Here is a 12,219-nt window from a genome sequence, read left to right as displayed (position 1 = left end):
CCAACAGGCCACCATCACGGAGGTGACAGCACCACGCCTGCCAGGCAATGTTGAAACCAACAAGAATTCAAAAAACTTGGTACAACATTCAAACAAAGCACACTATTGAGTTCTCAAACAACAAACCACACACCAACCAACCCCACACAAAAAATGAGGAAAAACCAGTGCCGGTCGCACCACCACGAAAAACCATCGCGGCAACTTCTCCAACCTACCAGAACCAAACCCAGCCCGCAAACCGAACCCGAACCCCCTACCCAGCCCACCAGACCACGACACACAGCCGCACCCAGCACACCAGGCAAAAGAATGAAGAAAAACCTTCGAGAACAGTCACGCACCAAGACCAGAACCGGAAGAACCTGTCAGAACAAGCCCCCGAGCCTCGCGGCGACAACAAAAGACTCTACACACCACCACCACCAAACACCAACCCACACCCGAGTGAAACACAACACAAACCACACAACCCCACCACCACAAGGAAAAACAGCCCGGTTGCCGCCTCCGAGGAGGCGGCAACCGGGCTGTTTTCGACTGAGGCTCCTGGTCCTCTGGCGACGAGCGGACCCCTAGGGACGCACGGTCACCACGGCCATGTTCTTCTTTCCTCGCCTGATGATGGCGTACTTGCCGTGCAGGAGCTGGTCCGCCTCGACGACGGCGTCCTCTCCGCTGACCTTGACGTTGTTGACCGCCGCTCCGCCTTCCTTGAGGGTCCGGCGGGCGGCCGACTTGGATTCGCACAGTTCGGTGCTGACGAGCAGGTTGACGAGGGACAAGTCGCTCCCGTCGACCTCCGCGTGGGGCAGTTCGGCGGTTGCGGCCATGAGCGTCTGTTCGTCGAGGGCGGCGAAGTCCCCCTTGCCGAACAAGGCTTGTGAAGCCTCGATGACCTTCTCCGTGGCCTCCACGCCGTGCACCAGTGAGCACACGTCATAGGCCAGGACGCGTTGCGCCTCCCGACGGAAAGGCTCCTCTTCGGTCTTCCGCCCGAGTTCTTCGATCTCGGCGCGACTGCGGAACGTGAACACCTTGAGTCGATCGACGACGTCGGCGTCGGCGGTGTTGAGCCAGAACTGGTAGAACGCGTACGGGCTCGTCAGCTCCGGGTCCAGCCAAATCGCATTGCCCTCGGACTTCCCGAATTTGGTTCCGTCGGCATTCGTGATGAGCGGCGTGCCGATCGCGTGGACCGTTTCGCCCTCGACCTTGCGCACCAACTCCGTACCGGACGTCAGATTCCCCCACTGGTCCGATCCCCCGGATTGCAAGGTGCATCCGTACTGCCTGTAGAGCTCCAGGAAGTCCATGCCCTGCAGGATCTGGTAGCTGAACTCGGTGTAGGAGATCCCTTCCTCCGAGTTGAGCCTCTTGGAGACGATCTCCTTCTTGATCATCGTGCCGACACGGAAGTTCTTCCCGATGTCGCGCAGGAAGTCGATGGCCGAGAGTCCGCCCGTCCAATCGAGGTTGTTGACCATCCGGGCCGCGTTGTCCCCCTCGAAGGACAAGAAGCGACGAACCTGCCCACGCAAGGCCTGGACCCACTCGGCCACGACTTCGCGGGAGTTCAGCGTCCTTTCGGAGCTCTGTCGCGGGTCGCCGATGAGCCCGGTCGAGCCGCCCACGAGCCCCAGGGGCTTGTGTCCATCCAGCTGGAGCCGCCGCATCACCAGGAGCTGCACCAGGTGTCCCAGGTGCAGGGACGCCGCGGTGGGATCGAATCCGCAATAGTAGGTGACCGTCTCCTCGGCCAGGGCCTTTTCCAGGGCCTCCTGGTCGGTCGATACGTGGACGAGACCACGCCAGGTGAGTTCCTGCCAGATGTTGTCGAAACTCGGGTCGTTGGACTGCTCGTTCAGCCCGTGCACGGAGTCGATCACTGAATTATTCGTCACGTCGTTCACGCTACCATTCGCCATCCGTCTGTTCTTCCTTCATGGCTCCTCCTGGCCTAGTGTGCCGGGGATTCCCGACCGTCGGTGGTCCACTGTTCCAGCCCCGCAGGCACCCCACGGGACGCGATCAGAGCGAGCCGCTGGGTCGGTCGGGTCATGCTGACATAGAGATCGCCGACGGTCCCGTAGGCCGCTTCCACCACCGAGGTCGGTTCCACGATCACCACGGTGTCGAATTCCAGGCCCTTGGCCTCCCACGGCGTCAGCACCAGAATCTGTCGTTCGAGCGCGGACTCCGAGGTGCCGGTGAGATCCGAGAATTCCTCGCTCACCGCCCGAACGACGTCGTCGTATTCGGGCTGGGCAACGATGACACCGACGAGTCCGCCCGCCACAGCATCAAGGTCCTGTCGCAGCCTGCGAGACAACGTGCCGAGAACGTCGTCGGTCGCGATGACCTGTGGCGACCACTCCCCCTCCCGCACGGCGCGCGGTGCGGATACTTCCAGGCCCGCGGCCCGAGCCATGGACACCGCGGCCTCCGAAATCTGTGACGGGGTCCGGTAATTGACCGTGAGCTCGTCCAGGCGATACCGGTCCTCGACGAAGGGCTCCAGGGCCTCGCCCCAGCTCGTCGAGGAAGCGGCCGCGGAGGCCTGCGCGATGTCACCGACCACCGTGAACGATTTCATCGGGCACCGACGCATGAGCAGACGCCACTGCATCGGGGAGAGTTCTTGGGCCTCGTCCACGACCACATGCCCGTAGGCCCACGTCCGGTCCGAGTTGGCCGCTTCCGCAGCGGTCATGCGCGTTGCCCCGGTCTCGTTGATCCCGGCCAGCATCTCGGCCGTGACGACGCCGTTGACGCCCATCTCCTCCAGGGCGGCGTCGACGTTCTCCAAGGTCTTCGTCGCATTTTCCAGGTTCGAGTTCCGCTCCGCCGCGGCACGCGCTGCGGTGTGGCCGACGGCGGCCTCGAAGTCACCAAGGAGCTCAGCCGCCTCGTCCAGCAAAGGCACGTCCGACTCCGTGAACGGCGCATCCTTGGGACGCAGCAACGCCTCGACGTCGTCCTCCGAGAGGTGGGCTCCCGCGGACTCGAGGTAGTGGCGCTTGGACAAGAGGTCCCTGACGAGGGTCTCCGCGGTCATCGGCATCCATGCCAGATTCAGGGCGACCCGCACGTCACGGGCTTGCCGCACGTCCTCGAGCAAGTAGGAACGGTCCATATCGTTGCCGCTGGACTCGTTGAGTTGTTTCTCCAATTGGTCAGCCAGATCCTGCACGAGGATCTTCACGAAGGTTTCCCGCGCCTGGTTGTGGGGTTTCCCCGTGGCGCGGGCGCGTTCCCGGGCGTGCTTGATCTGTTTGGGCCTGAGCTCGACGCGCGACGAATCCACCGAGAGGGTCTGCACCTTCTGCGGCACCTTCTGCCGGTCCGCCACTGCCTTCTTGATCACGGCGACCATGTCCAGGGAACCCTTGAGACGGCCGATCCGGGGATCGCTTTCGGGCACGGCCCTCACGCCCGGGTACAGGGTCGCCAGTGAGGACATCACGACACCCGTCTCCCCGAGGGAAGGCAGAACACGCTCGATGTACCACATGAAGGACGACGACGGCCCGACCACCAGAACCCCGGACTTCTGGAGCCGCTCGCGATTCGTGTAGAGCAGGTACGCGGCACGGTGGAGCGCCACGGCCGTCTTGCCCGTGCCCGGGCCGCCCTGAACCACGTGGACACCGGCGAGATCCGCACGGATAATGCGGTCCTGCTCCGCCTGGATCGTCGCGACAATGTCAGTCATTCGACCCGTGCGCTTGCGATTGAGGGCAGCCAGAAGGGCGCCTTCGCCGTGGAGGACCTCCTCGTGCTCGAGGAACTCGGGGTCGAGAACGTCGTCCTCGATGTTTCGCAGGGTACGACGCTCCAGGATGAGGTGACGGCGACGCTGCACGCCCTGCCGGTCGAAGGCCGTGGCCTGGTAGAACGTGCCTGCCTCCGGAGCGCGCCAATCGACCATGAGGCGCTCGTGGTTCTCGTCCGCCAGCCCGATGCGTCCGATGTACCGCGTGGACGCGTCGTCGAGATCCAGCCGGCCGAAGACCAGACGATTGTCCACCGCGTCGAGCTGGCCGAGCCGGTCCTCGTAGAAGGTCGCGTACGCGTCCCTCTCGGAACGGTTTTGGTGGCTTCCGGACGACCCTGTGCGGCGAACGTCGGCGAGTTTCTCCCGATTCTCCTCGCGGAGCTCATCGAGACGACCGTACAGACGGTCGACGTACTCGCGCTCGTGCTTCAGCGCCTCTTCGAGCTGTCGCTCATAGGCCTGATGATCTGCCGTGGTTTCGGGGTTCGTCTGCTGCGAGGTGTCCTCGCGAGAGGTAGACATGGGAATCCGTGTTTCCTTCGGAAAAGCCGTGCTGTGAGTGGTCAGGACTGAAAAGTCTAGACCGTATAGAGCGCGCTGACCTCATGGCCAGTGAGATTGGACCGACCGGCGAGCCCCTCGAGTTCCATCACGACGCCAATTCCTGCGACGTGCAGCCCGGCCCGTTCCACGAGTTTGACCGCGGCCCCGAGCGTCCCACCCGTCGCCAGAATGTCGTCCAGAACCAGGACCCTCGCCCCGGCAGGGATATCGTCCCGGTGGATCTCCAAGGTCGCCGTCCCGTACTCGAGCTGGTACGACTCGGCGTAGGTCTCGCGCGGCAGCTTGCCTTCCTTCCGGACGGGCAGGACGCCGACGCCGGCCGCGTACGCCGCCGCGGAGGCGAGCAGGAAGCCACGGGCCTCGACCCCGGCGACGACGTCGAACTGTCCCTCGAACCGACGCAGAAGTGCGTCCACGACCTCGCGCAATGCGGCGCCGTCGGCGAACAGAGGGGTCAGGTCCCGGAAGATGATGCCGGGTTCCGGGTAGTCCGGGATGACCGCGCAGACCTTGTCGATGGTCGTCGCGACACGCTCATCCGCGGTCGGCGTCGTGGATTCGTTCATAACTCGCCTGGCTTCCGGGCATGCGAGGCCCCATTGGACGAAAAGTGCACCTAACAGAGTACGCCAGAGTTCACCGGCGGGATAACCGACCTGTGCAGTTCACCCGACCGCGAAGCGATCAGGGAACTCACGCTCGGTCACGCAAGACCTTGAGCTAGTCGATCACCCGGGAGCGGGCCGCAAACTGCCGGTCCGCCGCCAACGCATCCTTCAGCGCCTGGAGCTGGGCGGCGACGGCCGACGGCGCCGTCCCTCCTTGGGAGGCCCGCGAATTGAGCGACCCCTCGACGGTGAGCACCTCGCGCACCGCCGGAACCAGGTGCTCGGAGATCGCGGCAAAGTCCTCGTCGGTCAGATCCCACAGTTCGCAGTCCTTCTCCTCGCACACGCGGACGGCGTCGCCCGCGATCTCGTGCGCGACGCGGAAAGGCACGCCCTGACGTACAAGCCATTCGGCGACGTCGGTGGCCAGCGCGAAGCCCTGGGGCGCCAATTCGGCCAAACGGTCCGTGTTGAATTCCAGCGTGTCGATCATGCCGGAGACCGCCGGGAGGAGGGTTTCGAGCTGATCGATCGCGTCGAAGATCGGCTCCTTGTCCTCCTGCAGGTCCCGGTTGTACGCGAGGGGCAATGCCTTGAGGGTCGAGAGCAGACCGGTCAGGTCGCCGATCAGGCGCCCGGCCTTGCCTCTGGCCAGCTCGGCGATGTCCGGATTCTTCTTCTGGGGCATGATCGATGACCCCGTGGAGAAGGAATCGTGCAGTTTGACGAAGGAGAACTCCTTGGTGGCCCAGAGGATCACTTCTTCGGAGACACGAGACAGGTCCACGGAGATCATGGCCGAGATCCAGGAGAATTCCGCGTAGACGTCGCGGCCTGCCGTGCCGTCGATCGAGTTGTGGGTCGCCGAATCGAATCCGAGCTCCCGAGCGACGGCGTTGGGGTCCAGCCCCAGCGAGGAACCCGCGAGCGCGCCCGACCCGTAAGGCGAGACCGCCGCACGGGAGTCCCAGTCGCGCAGGCGTTCGAGGTCACGGGACAGCGCCCAGGCGTGGGCCAGGAGCTGATGCGACAACAGAATGGGCTGCGCGTGCTGGAGGTGCGTGCGCCCCGGCATCGGCGCATAGGGGTGGCGTTCCGACTGGGACACCAGGGCGTCGATCACGCCCAGGACCCCTTCGGCAAGGATGGAGGCGTGGTCGCGCAAATACATCCGGCCGAGGGTGGCGATCTGGTCATTGCGCGAACGTCCTGCCCTCAGCTTGCCGCCGAGGTCGGGGCCGGCACGCTCGATGAGCCCCTTCTCCAGGGCACCATGGACGTCCTCGTCCGAGACGGCGGGTTGGTAGGCTCCGGTCCGGACGTCCTGTTCGAGCCTGTCCAGGGCATCGATCATTCCCGAAAGCTCCGCGTCCGAAAGAAGGTTCTTGGCGTGCAGGACCCGGGCGTGAGCACGCGAACCGGCGATGTCATAGGGTGCGAGTCGCCAGTCGAACTGAGTCGATTTGCTCAGCGCCGCCAGGGCGTCGGATGGCCCTCCGGCAAAACGACCGCCCCAGAGAGCACCTTCGTTGGTTCCGTGCTTGTCCTGCTGTGAAGTCACCATTCGCCTTTCTTCCGCGTCCGCCTCGGACGCGCGCACGTGATCCGCCTCCGCCCGTCGGCCTGGGCAGACGGGCGGAGGCGGAAGATCTTGCTCGTTACAGTCCCAACCGCTGGTCGCGCGACGAGGCGACCTTCGATGACATCCCGAAGAGCTCGATGAAGCCACGCGCATAAGACTGGTCGAAGCTGTCGCCCTCATCATAGGTCGCCAGGTTGAAGTCATACAGCGACGTGTTGGACCGGCGCCCCGTCACGGTGGCCCGGCCGCCGTGCAGGTCCATCCGGACCTCTCCGTTGACCATCTTCTGGGTGTCCTCCACGAACACGTCCAAGGACTTCTTCAGGGGAGAGAACCACTGGCCGTCGTAGACCAATTCGGTCCACCGCTGGTCCACGGTCTTCTTGAACCGGGCCTGTTCGCGCTCGATCGTCACGTTCTCGAGTTCCTTGTGCGCGGCGATGAGAGCCATTGCCCCGGGAGCCTCGTAGATTTCGCGGGACTTGATGCCCACGAGCCTGTCCTCGACGACGTCGATCCGGCCGATGCCCTGGGCTCCGGCCCTGCGGTTCATGATCTCGATGGCCTCGAGGGGAGTCACGGATTCGCCGTCGATGGCGACCGGGACACCCTGGTCGAAGGTGATGGTCACTTCGTCGACGGCCGGCGGGAAGGTCGGGTCATCCGTGTAGTCGTAGACGTCCTTGGTCGGCCGGTTCCAGATGTCTTCCAGGAAACCGGTCTCCACTGCCCTGCCCCACACGTTCTGGTCGATCGAGAACGGGTTGGATTTGGTGGTGACGATCGGCAGGTCGTTGTTCTCGGCGTAGGTGATGGCCTTTTCCCGCGTCAGGGCGAGGTCCCGGACGGGAGCAATGCACTTCAGGTCGGGCCCGAGGGTCTGGATGCCGACCTCGAAACGCACCTGGTCGTTGCCCTTGCCCGTGCAACCGTGAGCGACCGTGGTGGCGTTGAACTGCTTAGCCGCTTTGACCAGGTGCTTGACGATCACCGGCCGAGACACGGCCGAGACCAACGGGTAGGCGTCCATGTACAGCGCATTGGTCTTGAGTGCCGGCATGCAGTATTCGGTCGCGAACTCCTCCCGAGCATCCGCGACATAGGCCTCAACCGCACCGCAGTCCAGGGCTCGCTGCCGGACCGTCTCCAGGTCTTCTCCGCCCTGCCCGACGTCGACCGCCACGGCAATGACTTCGGCACCGGTGGCTTCTCCGATCCAACCGATGGCCACGGAGGTGTCCAAGCCTCCGGAATACGCAAGTACAACCCGATCCGTCATGGGGTGTGCCCTTTCTGCTCGTGCTCCCCCAGTGCGTGCACCGGAGGTCTGTCATGTCATCTTGTATGACTATACAGCATGAATTGTATTTATACACATCAGCGTCGGTGCACCGTGGCACCCTCAGTCCGAAACCCGGGCTCGAACTGCACGAGCACTCCCCCTCGCGGCCCACGGGCGGAGCACATCCTGTAGAGTTATTCTGAATTGCTCACAATAAGAGGATGGTTCTTTCGATGACCGACAGCAGTGACAACGCGAGCGAGTTGAGCGACCAGGAGCTGGAGGCTCTGCACCAGATCTTCGACCTGGCCCGCGAAGGACAAACCCAGCAGCTCGCCGCCGTCCTCGACCAGGGTGTCCCGGTGAACCTGACCGACCCCAAGGGTGACACTCTGCTCATCCTGGGCGCCTACAGAGAGCACCCGGACGTCGTCGCCTTGTTGCTCGAACGTGGCGCCGATGTGGACCGTCTCAATGATCGGGGGCAGACGGCCCTGGCCAGTGCGATCTTCCGGAACAATCGCGAGATCGCCGACGCACTCCTGGACGCCGGAGCCGACCCCTCCCTGGGATCGCAGTCGGCCGGAGCGATCGCCGAATTCTTCGATATCGACGACATGAAGGCCTTGCTCCGCGAACGCGGCATTCTCTGAACCTGCCCGTCGTCCACCAGTCGCCCAGTGATCACCTCACCGGTCTACTCGGACCACTCCAGGAACCGTTGCGCGAGTCTCTGGCCCCCATTCGGGTCCCGGGACACGACCATGACAGTGTCGTCACCGGCTATCGTGCCGATGGCTTCGGGAATCTCCGTGTGATCCAGTGCCGACGCGAGGAACTGGGCGGCGCCGGCCGGCGTCCTGAGCATCACAATGTTCCCGCTGGCCTCGGCCATGATCAGCAAATCGCGGAACAGCCCCTTGAGCCTGTCGGGAGCGTCCCGTTCCTTGACGGGGTCGATACCGGCCACCGAATAGATCAGCACCCCATCGGTACCGCGGATCCGTTCGGCACCGATTTCGACGAGGTCACGCGAGAGCGTCGCTTGCGTGACCTGGACCCCGTCCTTCTCCAAATAGTCCGCAAGCTCTGATTGGGATCGGATCTTGGCCGTCTCGAGCAGGGAGATGATGCGGGCCTGGCGTGCAGCCTTGGTCGAGGGGATTCCCATGTCTAGCGTCGTTCCTTTCCGGCGCGTGAAGTCTCCAACAACCATGTCATCAGGGCCTTTTGCGCGTGCAGCCGGTTCTCGGCCTCGTCCCACACCACCGAGGACGGCCCGTCGATCACCTCGGAGGTGACCTCGAACCCGCGGAAAGCGGGCAGGCAGTGCATGAAAATGGCCGAGTCCTTGGCCTTCGCCATGGACTCACCTGTCACTCCGTACGGAGCAAAGATCTTCCGGCGCTGTTCGGTTTCGTCTTCCTGACCCATCGAAATCCAGGTATCCGTGACGACGACGTCGGCACCGTCCAGGGCGGCGTCAACATCTTCGGTCACCAGAACCGAACCACCGGTCTCTTCGGCCCGGCTGCGCGCGGAGACCAGAATGTCCTCGCGGGGAAGGTACCCCTTCGGGCCGGCAATACGGACGTTCATCCCTGCCGTGACGCCGCCCAGAAGGTAGGAGTGGGCCATGTTGTTGGCCGCGTCCCCCACATAGGCCAGGGTCAGGCCTTCCGTCCGGCCGAAGCTCTCCCGAACCGTCAGGAGGTCGGCCAGGATCTGGCACGGGTGGTAGTCGTCCGAGAGCGCGTTGATCACCGGAACCGTCGAGTTCTCGGCCATCTCCTCCAGTCCGGCCTGTTCGAACGTTCGCCAGACGATCGTCGAGACCATACGGGACAAGACGTGTGCCGTGTCTGCGATCGACTCCTTGTGGCCGAGCTGCGATTCGCCCGGATTCACGATCAGCGGGTTGCCACCGAGATCGCTGATGCCGACGCCGAAGGAGAAACGCGTTCGTGTGGAGGTCTTGTCGAAGATGACCGCGACCGACTGCGGTCCGGCCAGGGGTTTCTCGGACCAGCGATCTGCCTTCATCCTCTCGGCGAGGTCGAGGACGGTCTTCTGCTCGTCCGGGGAAAGGTCGGTGTCCACCAGGAAATGGCGTGTCATGGTCTCAATTCTTTTCTGGGTCAATGATTCGGTCGCGCACCGTGGCTTCACACGGAGCGGACGGCGTCCAGGATCGTGGGGAGCGCCTCGAGGAACGCGTCGATGTGCGCTCCCTCGATCACCAACGGGGGCGCCAGGCGCAGGGTCGCGGGTCCGGTGGCATTGATGATGAACCCACGGTCACGGGCTTCTGAAACGACGGCCGGGGCCGGGGCGTCGGTCGAGAACTGCGAGAGGTCGAGATCGATGCCGATGAGCAGCCCCTCTCCCCGAACCTCGGCAACCCCATCGATCGGGGCCAGGCCGTCGCGAAGTCCTTGGCCGACGGTCCGAGCGCGCTCGAGCAGGCCCTCGTCTTCGATGACCTGAATGGTCGCCAGGCCCGCCGCCATGGCCAGAGGATTGCCTCCGAAGGTCGTCCCATGATTGCCGGGACCGAGAACGCGGGTCGCCTCCGGGGTCATCACCAGCATGGCACCGATCGGGAAACCTCCCCCGAGGGACTTCGCCAGCGTGACGACGTCGGGAGCCTGCTCGCCCGTGAGCACATCCTGGCTCGCGAGCCAGCGTCCCGTACGCCCCATACCGGTTTGGACCTCGTCGACCACCAGGAGGGCCGAATGCTCCCTGGTCAGTCGCCGGGCCGCCGCCAGGAACCCCTCCGGGAGAGGATGGACCCCGGCCTCGCCCTGGATGGGCTCGAGGATGAGGCCGGCGACGTCGTACTCGAACGCCGCTTCGAGAGCCTCGGTGGTCGGTTCCACGAAGACGACGCCGCCCGGCAACGGCTCGAACGGGGTCCGATAGGCCTCTTTGGAGGTTGCGGCCAGCGCGCCGGCCGTCCGACCGTGGAAACCGTGATCGAGGGCGAGGATGCGCTTCTTGGCCGGCGTCGCCGAATTCCCGTGGGACCTGACCAGCTTCAACGCGGCCTCATTGGCCTCGGTTCCGGAGTTCGTGAAGAACACCTTCCCCGAGGACGGGGCACCGGTGATGTTCAGGAGCTTGTCGGCCAGCGACACCTGTTCCGGTGTCGTGAAGAAGTTGGAGACATGCCCCAGCCGACCGGCCTGACGGGATACGGCCTCGACCCACACGGGGTGGCCGTACCCCAGAGCGTTGACCGCGATGCCGCCCAGGAGGTCGACGTAGGTGCGGCCGTCCGCGTCCGTCACCGTCGCCCCCTTGCCCGAGGTCAGGACAAGGCTCGGATCGCCGAACACACCCAAGAGATTCTCGCGGTAGTCGTTGAGCAATTCCTGCTGGTTCATGAGGTTTCCTCCTCGGTCGTCCGGAACGGGTTGACCAGAACGAAATCGGCCAACGGTTTGGGCTCCGTTGCCTCCCCCGTGACCTGGGTTCCGATCCCGGAATCCGTAAAAATTTCCAAGAGCGGTGAATGGGCACGTCGGCCGTCGACGATCGACGCCGCGGGGACACGGTTCTCGACGGCCGCCAGGCAGGCGCTCATCTTGGGGATCATGCCTTCCGAGAGGCTGGGAATGATCCGCCGGAGTTCTCGGGCCGTCAGCGAGCTGATCAGAGAATCCCGATCCGGCCAGTCGGCGTACAACCCCTCGACGTCGGTCAGCATGACCAGCTTCTCGGCCCCGATCGCGGCGGCAACGGCCGCCGCAGCCGTATCGGCGTTGACGTTGAGGACCTCCCCCGTGGGCGTGTCCAGAGGCATCCCCTGCTCGACGGCTCGCCCGTCGGCCAGGATTTCGGGGGCAATCGAGGAAATCACGGGGATCTTCCCCGCGTCGATCATCGAGGAAATGGCCGTGGTGTTGACGCCGACCACCTCACCGACCAGTCCGAGATCGGTTTCGACCCCGTCCACGACGGTCGTGATGCGCCTGGCCCTCAAGAGCCCGCCGTCCTCGCCGGACATACCGACGGCGTAGGGCCCGTGCTGGTTGATGAGCCCGACGAGCTGCCGAGCGACCTGTCCGGTGAGAACCATGCGCACCACGTCCATGGCCTCCGGAGTCGTGTACCTGAGCCCGCCGCGGAACTCGCTCTCGATGCCGAGTCTTTCCAGCATGGACGAAATCTGCGGCCCGCCGCCGTGGACCACGACCGGTTTGATTCCCACGGACCTGAGGAAGACCATGTCCTCCGCGAAGGCCTCGCGCAGTTCTTCGTTGATCATGGCGTTGCCGCCATATTTGAAGACCATGACCTTGCCCGCGAACCGCTGGATCCAGGGCAAGGCTTCCATGAGCGTGCCGGCCTTGCTCTGCGCCGAGGCGTACCGCATGTGATCGCTCTGTTGTGGCACCGT

Annotated in this window: 10 protein-coding genes; 1 reads left to right on the top strand and 9 read right to left on the bottom strand. The window is 64.3% G+C overall.

Annotated elements, in window-relative coordinates:
- Positions 1 to 575: 575 nt before the first annotated feature.
- From tyrS to EWU68_RS07325, 5 genes are all read right to left on the bottom strand, one after another.
- Entirely contained in the window at positions 576 to 1,904 is a 1,329-nt protein-coding gene (tyrS, locus tag EWU68_RS07345) for a tyrosine--tRNA ligase (protein ID WP_420852876.1), read from the bottom strand.
- Between the two features lie 56 nt (positions 1,905 to 1,960).
- Complete coding sequence (locus tag EWU68_RS07340; RefSeq protein ID WP_129315473.1) at positions 1,961 to 4,300, bottom strand: HelD family protein; 2,340 nt, start codon at positions 4,298 to 4,300, stop codon at positions 1,961 to 1,963.
- 56 nt (positions 4,301 to 4,356) lie between these two features.
- Positions 4,357 to 4,908: an adenine phosphoribosyltransferase gene (locus tag EWU68_RS07335; RefSeq protein WP_129315472.1), complete on the bottom strand. Its 552-nt coding sequence runs from the start codon at positions 4,906 to 4,908 to the stop codon at positions 4,357 to 4,359.
- A 154-nt stretch (positions 4,909 to 5,062) separates the two neighbouring features.
- The gene (gene argH / locus EWU68_RS07330) at positions 5,063 to 6,514 is read right to left on the bottom strand and encodes an argininosuccinate lyase (RefSeq protein ID WP_129315471.1); all 1,452 of its coding nucleotides are present in this window, start codon (positions 6,512 to 6,514) and stop codon (positions 5,063 to 5,065) included.
- Positions 6,515 to 6,608: 94 nt separating this feature from the next.
- Positions 6,609 to 7,811, bottom strand: coding sequence for an argininosuccinate synthase (locus tag EWU68_RS07325; RefSeq protein ID WP_129315470.1), 1,203 nt, complete (start codon positions 7,809 to 7,811; stop codon positions 6,609 to 6,611).
- 236 nt (positions 7,812 to 8,047) lie between these two features.
- On the opposite strand from EWU68_RS07325, the gene EWU68_RS07320 reads away from it, so the two are divergent.
- Positions 8,048 to 8,467 carry an ankyrin repeat domain-containing protein gene (locus EWU68_RS07320; RefSeq protein ID WP_129315469.1) on the top strand — a complete coding sequence of 140 codons (420 nt, stop codon included), beginning with the start codon at positions 8,048 to 8,050 and terminating at the stop codon, positions 8,465 to 8,467.
- A gap of 44 nt (positions 8,468 to 8,511) precedes the next feature.
- Here the strand turns inward: EWU68_RS07320 and EWU68_RS07315 are convergent, their stop codons facing one another.
- From EWU68_RS07315 to argB, 4 genes are read right to left on the bottom strand one after another with little or no spacing between them, the layout of a single operon-like run.
- Positions 8,512 to 8,985, bottom strand: coding sequence for an arginine repressor (locus EWU68_RS07315; RefSeq protein WP_129315468.1), 474 nt, complete (start codon positions 8,983 to 8,985; stop codon positions 8,512 to 8,514).
- A 2-nt stretch (positions 8,986 to 8,987) separates the two neighbouring features.
- On the bottom strand, positions 8,988 to 9,932 hold the full coding sequence (gene argF, locus EWU68_RS07310) for an ornithine carbamoyltransferase (protein WP_129315467.1): 945 nt from the start codon (positions 9,930 to 9,932) through the stop codon (positions 8,988 to 8,990).
- A 47-nt stretch (positions 9,933 to 9,979) separates the two neighbouring features.
- Positions 9,980 to 11,203, bottom strand: coding sequence for an acetylornithine transaminase (locus tag EWU68_RS07305; protein WP_129315466.1), 1,224 nt, complete (start codon positions 11,201 to 11,203; stop codon positions 9,980 to 9,982).
- On the bottom strand, positions 11,200 to 12,195 hold the full coding sequence (gene argB, locus EWU68_RS07300) for an acetylglutamate kinase (protein ID WP_129315482.1): 996 nt from the start codon (positions 12,193 to 12,195) through the stop codon (positions 11,200 to 11,202). Before argB ends, EWU68_RS07305 begins: the two co-directional genes overlap by 4 nt.
- Positions 12,196 to 12,219: the final 24 nt, after the last annotated feature.

The organism is Rothia koreensis (genome assembly GCF_004136575.1).
GTDB lineage: Bacteria > Actinomycetota > Actinomycetes > Actinomycetales > Micrococcaceae > Rothia > Rothia koreensis.
This window is presented reverse-complemented; position numbering and strand designations above follow the sequence as displayed.

Excerpts from the sequence above, each read along its gene's own strand:
- argB (WP_129315482.1), bottom strand. The coding sequence starts at position 12,195 with ATGCGGTACGCCTCGGCGCAGAGCAAGGCCGGCACGCTCATGGAAGCC.
- argF (WP_129315467.1), bottom strand. The coding sequence starts at position 9,932 with ATGACACGCCATTTCCTGGTGGACACCGACCTTTCCCCGGACGAGCAG.
- EWU68_RS07335 (WP_129315472.1), bottom strand. The coding sequence starts at position 4,908 with ATGAACGAATCCACGACGCCGACCGCGGATGAGCGTGTCGCGACGACC.
- EWU68_RS07325 (WP_129315470.1), bottom strand. The coding sequence starts at position 7,811 with ATGACGGATCGGGTTGTACTTGCGTATTCCGGAGGCTTGGACACCTCC.
- argH (WP_129315471.1), bottom strand. The coding sequence starts at position 6,514 with ATGGTGACTTCACAGCAGGACAAGCACGGAACCAACGAAGGTGCTCTC.
- EWU68_RS07315 (WP_129315468.1), bottom strand. The coding sequence starts at position 8,985 with ATGGGAATCCCCTCGACCAAGGCTGCACGCCAGGCCCGCATCATCTCC.
- EWU68_RS07305 (WP_129315466.1), bottom strand. The coding sequence starts at position 11,203 with ATGAACCAGCAGGAATTGCTCAACGACTACCGCGAGAATCTCTTGGGT.
- EWU68_RS07320 (WP_129315469.1), top strand. The coding sequence starts at position 8,048 with ATGACCGACAGCAGTGACAACGCGAGCGAGTTGAGCGACCAGGAGCTG.
- EWU68_RS07340 (WP_129315473.1), bottom strand. The coding sequence starts at position 4,300 with ATGTCTACCTCTCGCGAGGACACCTCGCAGCAGACGAACCCCGAAACC.